The organism is Cocleimonas sp. KMM 6892 (genome assembly GCF_035798195.1).
GTDB lineage: Bacteria > Pseudomonadota > Gammaproteobacteria > Thiotrichales > Thiotrichaceae > Cocleimonas > Cocleimonas flava.
In genome coordinates, this window is record NZ_JAPFBV010000002.1 from 457,930 (window position 1) to 474,286 (window position 16,357).

Here is a 16,357-nt window from a genome sequence, read left to right on the forward strand (position 1 = left end):
GCCAGCTTTTATTATAAATCCTTAATCTATCCAGCCAATTTCTTTAGCCGTTTTATTTCCAATAACGACCTTAGCTAATGAGTCTGGCATTGTAAATTCTGTTTGAGAAAGCGCTATTTGGCCACCCATAATCTCAGCCAGTGTTTGTGGATGTAACGGGTTTTGCTTTGGATCTGCATAACCCTCTGGATAAACGGGTATCCCAGATTGTAGATCATATTTATCCGTTGCACCGAGTGTATGAAATAACTCATGCATGATCACTACATTATTTTGCCCATTGTATTGTTTATCAGCAAACAGATGATTGATGGCTATTTTTGCTTTTTTCAAACCCGTGGAATGCTTCAAAGCTTTGTGGGTTTTTGGGTCATAAAACAGCGCATAAGAACGTATTTGAGGTTTGGCACCCAGATAATTATCTTCTTTCCACGCCCAGTAGCGTAACTTGATACTCCACCATATAACACTCAGGCTGCTTCTGGTTTCAGGCAATTTGGGTGGTTGTGATGAAATTTGTGGTGCTAACTTAATACTCACTGGTATGGAAAAATCTTTTCCATAGTTCTGTCCCAATTTTACCAGCCTATCATTGATAACATCATAAATAGATTCATCTAATTGCGAGATATAGTCAGACGCGGCATCACTGCCATCCGCATTTATCGGATAGATAACCACCCTGAGTGAACGTTTCCAATCCGTAGCGCGCTGGTTACTCCAGAATGTATCAAAACCCACATAAGCCAGAATGAGCACCAGAATGGTTATTCTTATCGTTTTAAAATTCATTGAAGGTAGTTTTCATCGTGTTTGCTTAATTAGTTTTAGGATAATACAGAAACAACAAACTAAGATAATAATACTAGGTAAATAAAAATAAGATAAAACCAGTATTAAGTAAAACATATCATTTCACAGGCTTAAATTAAGACTAAAAGTAGGGAACTTACCTCTTATATCGTATGTTTATGTTTGGATAAATCCATACCAATAATCTCTACAAACAAGCCTTATAAATAAGCCCATACAAATAGTTATCGTACAATAATGTTAAATAAGTCACAGAAAATAATTTTACTGCTCGTATGCTGTTCGATTACATATCTACATTTCAAATAATAAAAATTACAGGATATGAAAATCAATTTCACACTAGAGTGAAGGAGTAATTAAAATGTCTGATAATCATGGTATGCATACCCTCGATGGGATCGATGCTTTTTGTTCCCCATTTCATCATAGAAGCCCTGGCGAAAGCTTTGGTAGAATGTTTAATATAGCACCTCTTAGTACTTATCCCGGTGCGTTAAAAGAACTCGGCAAACAAACAGGTCCGATGGACGGAAGTACCACGTCTAACCGCACCAATAGCGTAGCCGTTGGTGATGTGTTTTTTGGTCAATTTATCGATCACGATATTACCCTGGACGTTATGTCTAGTTTGTCTTCAAATACTGATGTTACGCAGCTGCATAATGCCAGAAGCCCTTCTTTGGATTTAGATAATATCTATGGCGATGGCCCAGAAGCTCAACCCTATTTATATTCATCACAAGGTAATTTTGCGGGAATTAAATTACTCACTGGTGCAGACCTGATGAATCCAACTCCGCCGGAAGCAGCCGATTTAATGCGATCTGTACATGGTCGAGCAATTATTGGTGATCCTAGAAATGATGAGAACAGGGTGATCTCTCAGTTGCAATTAGCCATGATTAATTTTCATAATCACGTTGTCGATCATCTTTCTGCCGACCATGCTGGCGGTGAGTTATATGAACTTTCACGGGAATACTCAACATGGCATTACCAGTGGGTGGTGGTTCATGATTTTCTGGTGAAAATGTGTGGTGGAGCTGTGGTTAACGATATTTTGGGCAGTGGTTGTAAATACTATAAGCCGCAATTTGGTGATGCGTATATTCCTATTGAGTTTTCAGTAGCTGCCTATCGTTTTGGGCACTCGATGATTCCGCAGAAAATCCAGATTCAGAAAAATGACTCAGCGCTTGAGTTGTTTGGTTCTTTGCTTGGCAGAGGGTTTGAACCCTTGAGTGATCCCAGAGGCATTGTAGACTGGTTAGAGTTAGTGCATAGCAATGCTGGCAGAAATGTACAGATGGCAGAAAAACTCGATACTAAATTGGCTACAGATCTGCTCAAGTTGCCGTTTATATCAAGTGATAGTGAGCAATCATTAGCGACGCGAAATTTATTGCGTGGCCAAAGTTTTTTATTGCCATCCGGTGAGAACATCGCACATGCCATGCAAAGGCCCCAGGCAGAAATCGACAGTGTAACCAGTAATGCTCGAACGGTTGCTGGCAATAATGTCGATATATCAACCGGCACACCGCTATGGTTTTATTTATTATCCGAAGCAGAAACCATTGGCAGAGAAACCACTGCGGGCAATTTCGATCAAGGTGAAGGGCTTGGCCCTGTTGGTGCGCGCATTGTTGCAGAAACATTGATTGGTTTACTAGAATCTGATGCAAGGTCTTATATGACCGTAAATAGAAACTGGGAACCCAGTGATGGTGTCAACGTCTCTACCTTAGGTGAAATGTTAACGTTTTAAATAACATACATAGATACCTCTCTACATTTTAAGTCCGTTTAAAAAAACGGCTCAAAGTAGGGGGGTGTCATTTAAAAATGGAGTGTAAAGTTTATGAGTCAATTCACAGAAGCACTTGTCGTTACACCGCTGGCAGATGGTAAATCATGGATTATTTATAAAGACTTTTTCTACGATGTTGGCGAAGAAGGTAGCGGAGATAGAATTCAGGTAGATCTAGGTTTTGTCACTGATTTTGCCTCTGTGCCGAGATTTTTGTGGTGGGCGCTGCCAAAGTGGGGAGTTTACGGAAACGCCAGCGTGATTCACGATTGGCTGTACTGGACGCAGAAACGTAGCCGTCGGGAATCTGACAGTATCATGTTAGAAGCGATGACTGTGCTAGAGGTGAACCCAATTATCAAAAAGCTAATCTACTATGCGATTAGAAGTTTTGGTTGGTGGGCATGGGCTAGAAATGAGTGGGATAGAGAAGCAGGGCTGAATCGCGTTGCCAAAGATCAGATCATTGATCACGAGGCAAAAAGTAATCGTCCCGGTCTTCTGAAGCGAACAATGGAGCAGGTGATGCCCGTTAAAGACGATGCTGAAAAAGCCATCGAAGAAAAAATCACAACAAATAAAAATAAGGATGTTGATGCTACAAAAGTTGTAGTAAATGAAAATCTACAAAAGAAAAAGGCAATAAAAAATGAAAAAGCGTCTGCCACTGAAGATAACCTTTAGCGCCATGAATATCGCAATAGATAATTTTACTATTTAAACAAAAAAGTCTATCTCTAACGCTGTAATGTTAAGACTGATTCCTGTTACTGTATATATTTAAGGATATTAACCCACACTAATATTCAGCTTACACTTATTAGTGTAATATCCACGCGAATTAGGAAGTTTACTTATTTTGTAAATCCCAAATAGCTATCAATAAATAGCGATAAAAACAGAAAGTTTTAGGAGATAGATACATGTCGGAAGTTACACGCGAGCAAATAGATACGGTATTACAAGGTATACAAGAACGCTATCTAGAAAAAGATCTAGTTGCTGCAAATATGGTTAAAGATGTTGAGATTAAGGGTGATAACGTATTTGTTCATATCGAACAAAATTACCCATCTGGTGTTTACAGAGATGAACTCGCGGATGAGATTAAAGCTAAATTAGAAGCTGAGTCAGGTATCGCTAAAGCTGAAGTGACGATTGAGCAAAAAATTGCAGCACACACTGTTCAAAAAAGTCTGAAGCGTATCGAAGGTATCAAAAATATAATTGCTGTCGCTTCTGGTAAAGGTGGTGTGGGTAAATCTACTACGTCTGTAAATATTGCCTTAGCACTTGCTGCTGATGGCGCTTCTGTAGGCATGCTGGATGCTGATATATATGGACCAAGTCAGCCACGTATGCTCGGTATCTCTGGTCAACCACAATCGGATGACGGTAAAACACTAGAGCCAATGATGAATTACGATATCAAAGCGATGTCGATTGGTTTCCTTGTTGAAGAAGATACGCCGATGATCTGGCGTGGTCCTATGGTGACGCAGGCTCTTGAGCAATTACTCAACGATACTAACTGGGGCGAGTTGGATTACTTAATCGTCGACCTACCTCCGGGAACGGGTGATACGCAGTTAACGCTATCGCAAAAGATTCCTGTGAGTGGCGCAGTGATCGTTACGACACCACAGGATATTGCCTTGCTGGATGCACGTAAAGGTCTAAAAATGTTCGAGAAGGTAGAAGTGCCGGTACTTGGCGTTGTAGAAAATATGAGTATTCATATCTGTAGCGAATGTGGGCATGCAGAACACATCTTCGGCGAAGGTGGTGGTAAGCGTATGGCTGATGAGTCGGATGTTGATTATCTTGGTGCATTACCTCTGGATTACACAATTTGTCAGCAAGCTGATGAAGGCAGACCAACCGTAGTTGCTGATCCAGATAGTAAGAATACGGAACTATACAAAGAAATCTCACGAAAAATGTCGGCTAGATTAGCCTCAAAAGGAAAAGATTACAGCACGAAATTCCCGAATATTGTTATTCAGAATACGTAATAACACGTGTCTTTTCAGCGTTGCGACTTCTATTTTATAGAAGTTAGCTAACAGTTTGTTTCGAAATGCCCCATAAGGTTTCTTATGGGGCATTTTTGTTTTAATATAGTGCTGATTTTCAAACGCTTATCATTTATTAGTTAACGTTTTACTGTCACTCATTTTCAATAAGTTATTACTGTTCATAAAGAACGTTTAATAACCTATTCAATAACAAACAATTACTATCACCACAATCAACAATTAGGGCCTTCAAAATAATGAGAAAAAGTCACCCCCCCACTTATAGCCATTTATTTAGCCAAACTCTATTCGCTAAGTTCTTAGTCCTGGGATTCGCTGTTTTACTCTCCGCTTGTTCATCGAGTGGTATCAAAGGATTGGTGGAGCAACCAACGATTCAAGTGCACAAAGTACAAATGGGTAATTTTAGTCTCAGCGGCGGAAGTGCTACGTTTGTTTTAGATATTCAGAATCCGAATAATTTTGCTATTCCATTAACCGGGCTTGATTACGGTCTGCGTTTAAATGGTGTTCAGGTGGCAGAAGGAAGTAAAGCCGAACGAGTAACAATTGGTGCAAAACAAAGCCAAAAACTAGAAATTCCATTGCAATTTAGTTTCGGTAATATGCTAAATATGTTGCCAGGCTTATTGCGTAATAGAAGTGTCAACTACGATCTTGGTGGATCAATCCACTTACCTTGGTTTAAGATACCTTTTAATCGTGCTGGCAGCACTAATATCCAATAATAGGGTTATATTCCCTGACTATAACTATTAACAAGTAGAGAACTTATGAGTATAAAGTCTGATAAATGGATCCGCAGAATGTCGGAACAGCATGGCATGATTGAGCCGTTTGAAACGGGTCAGGTTCGTGAGAAAGATACCCAGAAGATTGTGTCTTATGGAACATCTAGTTACGGTTACGATGTGCGTTGTGCTGATGAGTTTAAAATATTCACTAACATCAATTCGGCGGTTGTTGATCCTAAAGCGTTTGATGAAAACAGTTTTGTCGATATTCAATCTGACGTTTGTATCATTCCTCCAAATTCATTTGCTTTGGCACGTACTGTTGAGTATTTCAGAATCCCACGCAGTGTGTTAACCGTTTGCCTGGGTAAATCAACCTATGCACGTTGCGGTATTATTGTAAATGTAACGCCATTAGAACCAGAATGGGAAGGCCATGTGACTTTGGAATTTTCTAACACATCGCCGTTGCCTGCTAAAATATACGCCAATGAAGGCGTTGCCCAGATGTTGTTTTTTGAGTCTGATGAGATTTGTGAAACCTCATATAAAGATCGTGGTGGTAAGTATCAGGGGCAGCAAGGCGTTACGTTACCTAAAACGTAAACATTGCACTCTAGCGAACCTTTGTAGTTTTTAGGGCCACTGATTACAGTGCTTTGGATATTTGCCATAGCGCTGTAGTTTATGACATGACATAAAAAAAGTGCCTCAAAGTAGGGGGGGGACTTTTATTGATAATTACCCTACTGATTTCTTATTTTCAAAAGGCTAAGGTATGAATTCAGAAAAAGTCATATTTGCATTTTTTATTGTGTTAGCACTCACACTCAATTTTGGTTTTTTTCTGGGTGGTATGGACAACGCCAGTCATCATAATATCTTCGAGTTGTATGCGGCGCTTGTCGTTAGCATGATAGCAACCATTTTAAAAGTGGGAGATCGAACCCATCTCGGTGCTGTTTTTCTGGCAACGAGTCTGGTTGCCGATTTACAATTAATCGCTGCAGCGATTGTCTGGGGCTATACTGAGCATGTTACCGAGGCTTCACTCAACGGCGAAACCTTATCCATAGTGGTCTCACTGTCAGGCGGTGCTTTACTAGCTAATATCATTTCGGTTGTGCTACTGGTCTCAGAAACAATCACTGTTCGCAGATAGTAGATTGTGGACTTTAATTTAGTCACTATCCGTTGAAACATGTCTAGTCTATTCCATATCCTGTTTCGCCGCTTAAGGTCGCCGCTGTTTGTATTAGTGGTTATCTATGCCATTTCAATACTTGGCTTCGTCATCATCCCAGGTGTTGATGATCAGGGGCAGCCATGGAAAATGTCTTTTTTCCACGCGTTTTACTTTGTCAGCTTTATGGCAACCACCATTGGTTTTGGTGAAATACCTTACGCTTTTACCGATACGCAACGCTTCTGGGCGTTGATCACCATGTATGCCACGGTTGTTGCATGGTTATATTGCATTGGTATGCTGCTAAGTATTTTTCAGGATGCTGTGTTCCGTCAGCAAATGAGAATCAATAGTTTTCGTCGCCGAGTAGGTAATATTCGAGAACCTTTTTACATCGTTTGTGGTTATGGCGATACCGGTACGCAACTCACACGATCATTGACTAACGAGCATATTCTTACGGTCGTTATTGATATTGATGAAAACCGTATTACAGAGCTTGAAGGAGATGATTTTAAATCACCTGTGTTTGCACTCTGTGCAGATGCCTCGCAATCTGAATTTCTGGAAATGGCTGGTGTGAAACACCCATGGTGCCAAGGCATGGTTACCTTGGCGAATGATGATACGGTCAATCTTACTGTTGCTATCGTGGCACAATTGCTCAATCCGGATTTGCGATTAATTGCTCGTGCTGAAACGCCAGAAGCTGAAGCAAATATTTTGTCTTTTGGCGCGAATGAAGTCATTAATCCGTTTGAAACTTTTGCCTCACGCCTCGCTTTAGCGATTCGATCACCCAGTCTTTATTGTTTATATGACTGGATGACGGGAATATCCCATCAAGTCATGAAAGAGCCTCCGGTTTTGGCGCAAGGTTTATGGATCATTTCCGGTTTTGGCCGTTTTGGTGAGTCACTCTATGAACATCTGGATGACGAAGATGTTGATTTACGCGTGATTGAATCGGACCGGACTAAAAGAGATCTGCCTGCGGGTACGGTAATGGGCAGAGCCACAGAAGCAGCAACTCTACGTAAAGCTGGGATAAAAGAAGCAGTTGGTATTATCGGTGGAACCAATATTGATGCGGATAACCTTTCCATTTTAATGACTGCACAGGAAGAGAATCCTGATATTTTTAGAGTTGCACGTCAAAATGAAGATAAGAATGCACATCTCTTTGAGGCTGCTAATCTGGATATGGTGATGCAACGCGGTAGCGTTATCTCAAATACGATCTTTGCCTTAATCAAAACACCTTTATTGGGTGATTTCTTACGTATTGTTTCGCGTTTCAAGAATGAGCGTTCAAATGAATTAGTAAGCAGTATCATTGGCGTTGTGGAACAAGATATCCCAGACCTCTGGGAAATCACAGTATGTGCAGAAGAAACGCCTGCTTTGTACCAGATTTTAAAGCAACGATCGTTACTGGTTTCAGATGTTTTATGCGGCAATGAAATGACCGAAGATGGTTCTTATAAGAGAATATTGAAAACACTCCCTCTGTTTCTACGTAGAGGTGAAGGCAATGTGTTATTGCCAGAAGAAAATCGATTCATCAAAGAAGGTGATCGTTATCTGATGTGCGGTAGCATTAAAGCACGAGATAATATGATGCTTTCCCTCAATAATATTAATATGCTCGAATATATTTTGACCGGTGAGGATAAGCCTTCAGGCTGGGTGTTAAGAAAACTCTGGGAATATAGAAAGGGTGTTGGTGCCACTAGCGTTGATGATAGCTTTAAAGATAGTGACGCTGACAAAGAACAAATAAAAGAGCAAACAGAAGAGCAAGACGAAGAATTAATAAAAGCAGAAGATGTAACAGAAAAAGTAACAAAAAAATCTGAGAAAGCAAAAGATGTAAAAAGCCCATCTGATGAAGATAAGCCAATATCTAACGCTTCCTCAGATACAGGTACCAATAAAGATGAGTAAAGAAAAAGTCTCCGTATTGTTTGTGTGTATGGGTAATATATGTCGGTCACCCACTGCTGAGGGTGTGTTTCGTCATACTGTACAGCAAAGAAACCTTATTGATCGTATTCACATAGATTCTGCAGGTACACATGCCTATCATATCGGTGAGCAACCAGATGCTCGATCACAAAAAACAGCGCTTGCTAATGGTATCGATTTATCCAGTCAAAGAGCAAGAAAAGTAGAGACTGATGATTTTCTTAACTTTGATTATATTATCGCCATGGATAATGCCAACTATGAAAACTTACTGAGTATTAAAGATAGAAATGAATCTAAGTCCAAAGCAGAATTACACCTCTTTATGGAATTTGCTTCCGCATGGGATAATGAAGAAGTGCCAGATCCATACTATGGTGGCGGTAATGGATTTGAGCAGGTATTTGATATGGTGCAGTCCGCATCAACAGGGTTAGTAGAGCATATCCTAAAGTACGATTTGTAAAGAATGCTAAACCAAGTAGAAGCTTAGATAACAAAAAGAATATACCTATTCTTATATAAAAACTAATACGTCGAAACAAAAAAGCTCGGGAGCAATATGCTCCCGGGCTTTTTTGTTTCTAGCTTTTGGACTTACGGCTTAAGTGATTTATTCACTTGCCTCCTGCGTGGGTGTATTCGCCTCAGGTTTTTTTACGACTACTTCAACAGGTTTATCCGAAGGCTCAGGTTTTGTTGCTGAAGAGCTTCTTTTCTTGGTTGTCGTTGTCGCTACTGGCGCAGGCGTTGCTGGTTTAGCAGCAGTCGTAGTTGCTGCATCAGTAGACTTTGCTACTGCAGTATCGCTTTCTGTTTTCTTGGCTTTTGCAGGAGCGCGTTTTTTCGCTGCTGGCTTATCTTCCTTGCTTGCTGCTTTTTTAGTGGTGGCAGGCTTGGTTTTTGCTTTTGCAGGAGTAGACGGCTTATCAGACGCAGTAGCTTTCTTGGTAGTCGTTTTACGTCGAGTCGTCGTTGTGGCTACTTTTGCAGCTGCTGGTTTAGACGTCGCAGAAGCTTCTGTCGATTGCTTGTCCGTGCTTGCTGACTCTTTGGTGGTTGAATTACTGCTTTTAGCTGCTGGTGCGCTTTCTTTAACTGCAGCATTATTTGCAGGTGCTGTTTCTCTAGTCTGCGCAGAAGTTTTAGCTTCTACATTAGTTTCTACATTGTCTTTGTTAGAAGATTTTCTCTTGCTAGCAGGTTTCTTTGCAGTAGCCGTTGTATCAGAAGCATTCGATTCAGTAGATTTAGAGGCTTTTGATGTTCTGGTTTGAGTTTTAGTAGTTGTCTTTGGCGCTTCCGCTTTAGGTGTGCTTTCAACTTTATCAGTACTCGTCTTTTTCGGCGCATCAGTTTTTACTTCGGCCTTAACTTCTTTAGTGTCAGAAGGCTTAGGTGTTTTTGATGTTGATGAAGTCACAGTAGAACTTTCTGTATTTGAAGTCTTTGATGCTTCGGCGGCTTTATCTGTACTAGGCTTTTTATTTGTCTTGGGAGCCGCAGGAATTTTAATCTCAATAGGAGATTGGTCCTGTTGGTTCTCAACTTGTTTATTAGTATCAGCAGTATTGGCATTTTCTTTGTCTGAATTTGGCTTACGGTTCTGTCTAGGTGCCTTGTTTTCCTGTTTAGCTCTAGGCTGCTTAGAATTCTGTTTCGGCGCTTGCTGCTTAGCTTGGTTGCCGTTTGATTCAGCTACTGTATTTTGATTGTTCTCAGTATCAACAGTGTTGTTATTCTGATTTTGTCTTGGTTTATTATTGTTGCGTTTAGCTTGCTGCTTCGGTGCTTGAGGTTTTGTATTATCTTTTACGTTGCCGTTAGCTTGTGTATTATTTTGCGGCTTACTATTTCCTTTAGCGTTCTGCTTGGTATTTTGATTGCGATTATTTTTATTCGCATTCGGGTTATTGCCATTGCTGTTGTTATTCGGCTTACGGCGATTATTATTAGAACGGTTATTGTTGTTACGTGAATTAGTGTTACGTGTACGATTGGAGTTGTCGTTACGGTTCTGTTGTGGTTTTTTCTCAGGTCGTTGACGAGTCTTTGGTTCTTCCACAGCTTCTTCTACTTTTTTGCTTCCAAATAAAGCACTGAAAATTCGAGTAACAACGCCCGGGTTTTTAGTTTCTTGAAGCGCTTGCGGTGAAGGAGCAGGACTAGCAGGAGTGACATTGCTTACAACAGCCGTTTCAACGGATTGTGGCATTGTTTCTTTAGTGCTTTCAGGTTGTACTTCAGGCTTGGTTATCTGCTTATAACTCTGAACAGAAGAATCTTCTACGTCACTTTCTTTGCGACGAACAATCTCATAATGAGGCGTATCTAATTCAGGGTTTGGCAACACCGTTAATTGCATATTATGACGAGCTTGAATTTCAGTCAGGCTCTTACGCTTTTCATTGAGAATAAATGTTGCTACTTTAACGGGTGTTTGAGCAACAACTTCAACAGTGCCTTCTTTCATTGCTTCTTCTTCCATTAAACGAAGAATAGAAAGCGCCATGGATTCGATGCCACGGATAGTGCCTTGACCGCTACAACGTGGGCAAACAATCTGGCTCGATTCGCCTAAAGATGGGCGTAATCGCTGGCGTGACATTTCGAGTAAACCGAAACGTGAGATGCGTGAGATTTGTACTCTGGCACGATCGACTTTTAATGCATCGCGTAATTGACGTTCAACGGCGCGTTGGTTTTTATTAGGCTGCATATCGATAAAGTCGATGACAACTAATCCACCGAGGTCACGAAGACGTAGTTGTCTTGCAACTTCGTCAGCGGCTTCAAGGTTATTATTGAGAGCAGTTTCTTCAATGCTTCGGCCTTTTGTGGCTCGAGCTGAGTTAACATCAATAGACGTCAGTGCTTCAGTGTGATCGATTACGATCGCACCACCAGAAGGCAGTGTAACTTCACGATGGAAAGCAGATTCAATTTGATGCTCAACCTGATAACGGCTGAATAATGGAACAGTATCTGTGTAGTGCTTAAGCTTATTCAGGTTGTGTGGCATTACCGCATTAATGAAGTCGTGTGCTTGTTGATATACACGCTCGTTATCAATAATGATTTCACCTACGTCTTTGCGGAAGTAATCGCGTAAGGTTCTGATGATGACGTTGCTTTCTTGATACAGCAGGCTAGGTGCCGTCGTTTGCTCATGAGCATCTTTGATTGCTGCCCAGAGTGTTTTTAAGTATTCCATGTCCCACGTAAGTTCTTCTAACTCACGACCTACGCCGGCAGTGCGAACAATCGCACCCATGCCTTCGTCCAGATCTAATTGATCGAGGATTTCACGGATTTTATTTCTATCATCGCCTTCAATTCTTCGTGATACGCCACCCGCTCTAGGGTTGTTTGGCATTAGTACTAAATAACGACCTGCAAGGCTGATTTGAGTAGTAAGTGCTGCGCCTTTGTTGCCGCGCTCTTCTTTATCTACCTGGAGTAAAACTTCCTGACCTTCTTTGATTACATCGGAGATCGATGGGCGACCCTTGTTGTTCTTATCGTTTTTCTTTGATTTAGAGGTATTCCAGTATTCACGGGAAATTTCTTTGAAGGGGAGAAAGCCGTGTCGATCAGCGCCGTAATTAACGAATGCAGCTTCTAAACTTGGTTCTACTCGAGTGATAATGCCTTTGTATATATTGGCTTTTTTCTGTGCTCTGAAAGGATGTTCGATGTCTAGATCATATAGATATTGGCCATCGACCATTGCAACGCGTATTTCTTCTTGTTGTGTCGCGTTTATTAAAATTCTTTTCATGGGTGTACGTTTCCTGTTTTGTATCGGAATTAACCGATGCTACAGCTCACGTATTGCCAGTCAGGATAGGTGTTATATCGTTTTTACAAAACGGTGTTAACTTTTTCTATCTACACAATAAACCACTATAAAATGCCAATGAAGGGCATTTAGAAATGTATTTAAAAGTACACACTAAAATTAAACAAGCTATTTGTCTGATAGCTTTAGAAGTAAATTCTTGAGAATCCCTATTTGGTTTTAGCCCAATCCTGTTTTCAGGTTATTGTTATAACTACAAAATGACTACAAATGTCTCTACAAAATAATTACAATATTTTAAATAATGATGTGTAAGCTCTGAAGGTAATTTTAAGTGTTATTAACTTCAAAATTGTTCTAATTGGCAAGGAGCTGCGTCCTTTAATTATTTATCTGTTTGTCATTTCGACCAGATAAACGCTGTGTTTAAATCAAGTTGATATGAGTAATATCTGATCTTGATTGAGTAAATCTTTTGACTTCAAAAAACATTTGAAAATCAGTTATTAATTATATCAATATGGAGGTTTTTCTACAACAATTAAAATATCACTTGTGTAAACTTAACTCATGAAAAATGCATCAGACGTAAAGCCAAAAAACACAACTGCCCAAGATCTTGATAAAAGCGCTATGGCAGATACGAAAAAAAACATGCCTGAAAATGTGTTGGTGCATAAAGTCAGATTCGTCACTATCGATGCATCTCATGCCGGGCAACGTATTGATAATTTCTTGCTGAGAGAATTAAAAGACACCCCACGCTCGTATGTTTACCGTATTTTACGTAAAGGCGAAGTTCGCGTTAATAAGAAACGTGCTAAGCCAACGCAAAAGCTACAAGATCAGGATGTCGTAAGAATACCGCCCGTTTATTTGCCAGTGAAAGAAAAACAGGAAACGATTCCGCAATCGTTTCTGGATGCTTTATCTCAAGCAATCATTCTAGAAGACGATGACATTATTTTAATCAATAAATCTTCTGGTTTAGCCGTTCATGGTGGCTCAGGAGTTCGCTTCGGGCTGATTGAAAGCTTTAGGCAGTTACGCCCTGAATTACCGTTTGTTGAGTTAGTACACCGTTTAGATAAAGAAACCAGTGGAATTGTCATGCTGGCTAAAAGTAGGGGGGTGCTATTAGAACTGCATGAGATGCTCAAACAAAAACAAATCAATAAGTTCTATCAAACATTGATACTGGGTCAGTGGCACGGTGGCAAACAGCACATTAAAAATCATTTGCAAAAGAACCGTGGCAGTAATCAAAAAGTACGTGTTGTTAAAGGTGAAAGTCTTGATAAAAGCGATAAATCAAAAGAGTCCGAAAGTATTTTTCGTCCATTAACAGTGTTTCAGAGCTACAGTTTAATGGAAGTTGAACTACTCACCGGTAGAATGCATCAAATTAGAACGCAGCTGGCAGATTTAGGAAATCCAGTTATGGGTGACTCTCAATACGGTGATTTCGCTGCTAATCGCTCTGCAAAAAAGGAAATTGGATTAAAGCGGCTGTTTTTGCACGCTTATCATCTTAATTTTAAACTTAAAAGTAGTGGCAAAATCTACGATTGTAAGATTAATCTGCCGGATGAGCTCACTGCCGTCATAGAAAAACTTAAAACAAACTAAACAGAAATAAATAAAAATATGGATAAATACTCATTGCTGGTGTTCGATTGGGATGGCACGTTAATGGATTCAAAAACCCAGATTGTTAATTGTATGCAATCTGCAATTTCTGAATTAAGTCTGGAGTCTCGAACCGATGTAGAAATCAGCAATATTATTGGTTTGGGGCTTGAAGAGGCAATAAGTTCGCTTTACCCCGATTTGAAGCCGAAAGAAATACAGCATGCTTGCCAGACTTATCGTGAGCATTATTTGTTTAAAGACAAAACACCAAGTCCACTGTTTGCCGGCGTAGAAGATGTACTCAAAGGACTAAAAGAGACCGGTTATGAATTGGCTGTGGCAACGGGTAAATCACGTAGAGGACTTGAGAAGGGCTTATCGGAAACAGGTTTGCATGAGTACTTTCCCATCACACGCTGTGCGGATGAGACGCGCTCTAAGCCACACCCTCAAATGCTTGAAGAAATATTAGTGGATTATAATACGGATGCTAACAAGGCGCTGATGATTGGTGACAGCGAATACGATTTACAATTGGCAAATAATGCGAAGGTTGATGGTTTTGCTGTGAGTTACGGCGTGCACGATTTACTTCGTTTGCTAAAACAAGGTCCGGTAGGGTTTATCGACGATATCAATCAACTACCTAAATGGTTGAACGATCACACCTAATATTGTTTTAATTAAGCGTGACTCTCTAAACAACTATTATTGTTGTTGCCTTGTTGCCTTGTTGCCTTGTATGGCACCTTGTCACTTTAAAAAAAGTGCCCCAAAGGTGGGGGGTGTCAATACTCAATAATCTATTTTAGATTTACGCCAGAATTTACCTTATCTGCCACATTATCTGCAGCGACATGATAATCAGGGTCTTCAACAACATTCACTTCAACTAATGGGCCTGCTTTTTTGAGTAGTAGGCGGCATTCTTTACTAAGGTGTTTGATATGAAGACGCTTACCCGCACGATCGTATCGATCTGCTAATTTTTCGATGGCTTCTAATGCTGAATGATCTGCGATACGTGAATTCTTGAAATCTACAACGACATCGTCAGTGTCATCTTTTGGGGTGAATATTTCCTGAAAGTTACTAATAGAGGCAAAGAATAAAGGCCCGCTAATTTCATAGACTTTATTACCCATGCTATCCAAATGCGTAACCGCATCGATATGTTTTGCATGCTCCCAGGCAAATACCAAAGCAGAGAGAATGACGCCTACTATTACTGCAAGTGCCAAATTATCAGAAGCAACGGTAATGGCTGTAACTGCAACAATAATGATCCAGTCAGATAATGGAATTTTGCCCAGTAAACGCAAGCTACCCCATTCGAATGTGCCAATAACCACCATAAACATTACGCCAACCAATACCGCAATCGGAATCACTTCAATCAGCGATGAGGCATAGAGAATAAAGATAAGCAAAAATATAGAGGCTGAAATGCCTGAAAGACGACTTCTACCGCCAGACTTTATGTTGATGATGCTTTGTCCAACCATGGCACAACCCCCCATACCACTGAACATGCCAGTGACCGTATTTGCTACGCCCTGACCAATACATTCACGATTAGGATGACCTGTTGTTTCTGTTAACTCATCAACAAGGTTAAGTGTGAGCAAACTCTCGATTAAACCCACAAGTGCCATGATAATGGCGTAAGGGAAAACAATCTTGAATGCTTCCCAGGAAAGATCGACTTCTGGTAAATGGAAAGGAGGGAATACACCTTTGATAGAAGCCATGTCTGCAACAGTTCTGGTGTCCAGATTTAAGCCAATAACCAGTAAGGTACCAACAATAATAGCAGCAAGTGTTGATGGGATCGCTTTAGTGAAGCGCGGCAAAAACTGAATGATTGCCATAGTAATAACGATTAAGATAATCATGATATAGAGTGCTGAACCAGCAATCCATTCGTGCGTATCATTAGGACCTGGTACTTTGAAGTGTTCAAATTGGGCGATCAATATGACCAATGCCAGTCCATTTACGAATCCTAAAAACACTGGGTGTGGTACTAGCCGTATAAACTTACCCATTTTTAAAATGCCGAAGATGATCTGAATCAGCCCCATCATCATGACGGCGGCAAACAAATACTCCTCTCCATGAGTAAGCACTAAGGTACCAACAACTACGGCGATAGCCCCGGTAGCGCCAGATATCATCCCTGGGCGACCACCAACAATAGAAGCGATTAAACCAATAGTGAATGCGGCATATAAACCAGTTAATGGATGTAAATGAGCAAGAATGGCAAAAGCAACAGCTTCTGGTACTAGAGCAAGCGCGACTGTGAGCCCCGAAAGTAAGTCATTTTTAATGCTTTCAGGACGTTTTGAAATTATGCTAAACATGGGA

The 16,357-nt window shown here is 40.5% G+C and carries 13 protein-coding genes; 10 read left to right on the top strand and 3 right to left on the bottom strand.

Going from position 1 to position 16,357, the window contains the following annotated elements:
- Positions 1 to 21: 21 nt before the first annotated feature.
- Entirely contained in the window at positions 22 to 792 is a 771-nt protein-coding gene (locus OO007_RS07685; RefSeq protein ID WP_325808357.1) for a hypothetical protein, read from the bottom strand.
- A gap of 385 nt (positions 793 to 1,177) precedes the next feature.
- On the opposite strand from OO007_RS07685, the gene OO007_RS07690 reads away from it, so the two are divergent.
- The 8 genes from OO007_RS07690 (at position 1,178) to OO007_RS07725 (ending at position 9,019) form a co-directional block, all read left to right on the top strand.
- Positions 1,178 to 2,584 carry a peroxidase family protein gene (locus OO007_RS07690; protein ID WP_325808358.1) on the top strand — a complete coding sequence of 469 codons (1,407 nt, stop codon included), beginning with the start codon at positions 1,178 to 1,180 and terminating at the stop codon, positions 2,582 to 2,584.
- A gap of 93 nt (positions 2,585 to 2,677) precedes the next feature.
- Positions 2,678 to 3,310, top strand: coding sequence for a DUF1353 domain-containing protein (locus OO007_RS07695; RefSeq protein ID WP_325808359.1), 633 nt, complete (start codon positions 2,678 to 2,680; stop codon positions 3,308 to 3,310).
- A gap of 239 nt (positions 3,311 to 3,549) precedes the next feature.
- On the top strand, positions 3,550 to 4,641 hold the full coding sequence (gene apbC, locus OO007_RS07700; RefSeq protein WP_325808360.1) for an iron-sulfur cluster carrier protein ApbC: 1,092 nt from the start codon (positions 3,550 to 3,552) through the stop codon (positions 4,639 to 4,641).
- 260 nt (positions 4,642 to 4,901) lie between these two features.
- Positions 4,902 to 5,393, top strand: a complete 492-nt coding sequence (locus OO007_RS07705; RefSeq protein ID WP_131905339.1) for an LEA type 2 family protein — start codon at positions 4,902 to 4,904, stop codon at positions 5,391 to 5,393.
- A gap of 45 nt (positions 5,394 to 5,438) precedes the next feature.
- Complete coding sequence (gene dcd, locus OO007_RS07710) at positions 5,439 to 6,005, top strand: dCTP deaminase (RefSeq protein ID WP_325808361.1); 567 nt, start codon at positions 5,439 to 5,441, stop codon at positions 6,003 to 6,005.
- A gap of 172 nt (positions 6,006 to 6,177) precedes the next feature.
- Positions 6,178 to 6,561, top strand: coding sequence for a DUF6394 family protein (locus OO007_RS07715; protein WP_131905337.1), 384 nt, complete (start codon positions 6,178 to 6,180; stop codon positions 6,559 to 6,561).
- A gap of 39 nt (positions 6,562 to 6,600) precedes the next feature.
- Complete coding sequence (locus tag OO007_RS07720; RefSeq protein WP_325808362.1) at positions 6,601 to 8,532, top strand: potassium channel family protein; 1,932 nt, start codon at positions 6,601 to 6,603, stop codon at positions 8,530 to 8,532.
- Positions 8,525 to 9,019: a low molecular weight protein-tyrosine-phosphatase gene (locus OO007_RS07725; protein WP_325808363.1), complete on the top strand. Its 495-nt coding sequence runs from the start codon at positions 8,525 to 8,527 to the stop codon at positions 9,017 to 9,019. Before OO007_RS07720 ends, OO007_RS07725 begins: the two co-directional genes overlap by 8 nt.
- Before the next feature lie 147 nt (positions 9,020 to 9,166).
- On the opposite strand, the gene OO007_RS07730 is transcribed toward OO007_RS07725, so the two are convergent.
- Positions 9,167 to 12,334 (bottom strand): Rne/Rng family ribonuclease, encoded by a 3,168-nt coding sequence (locus OO007_RS07730; RefSeq protein WP_325808364.1) that lies wholly within the window; start codon positions 12,332 to 12,334, stop codon positions 9,167 to 9,169.
- 591 nt (positions 12,335 to 12,925) lie between these two features.
- Here OO007_RS07730 and OO007_RS07735 point away from each other — a divergent pair.
- Together OO007_RS07735 and OO007_RS07740 are read left to right on the top strand one after the other, a co-directional pair.
- The gene (locus tag OO007_RS07735) at positions 12,926 to 13,984 is read left to right on the top strand and encodes an RluA family pseudouridine synthase (RefSeq protein ID WP_325808365.1); all 1,059 of its coding nucleotides are present in this window, start codon (positions 12,926 to 12,928) and stop codon (positions 13,982 to 13,984) included.
- 18 nt (positions 13,985 to 14,002) lie between these two features.
- Complete coding sequence (locus tag OO007_RS07740; RefSeq protein WP_131905333.1) at positions 14,003 to 14,659, top strand: HAD-IA family hydrolase; 657 nt, start codon at positions 14,003 to 14,005, stop codon at positions 14,657 to 14,659.
- 131 nt (positions 14,660 to 14,790) lie between these two features.
- On the opposite strand, the gene OO007_RS07745 is transcribed toward OO007_RS07740, so the two are convergent.
- Positions 14,791 to 16,353 (bottom strand): SulP family inorganic anion transporter, encoded by a 1,563-nt coding sequence (locus OO007_RS07745; RefSeq protein ID WP_325808366.1) that lies wholly within the window; start codon positions 16,351 to 16,353, stop codon positions 14,791 to 14,793.
- Positions 16,354 to 16,357: the final 4 nt, after the last annotated feature.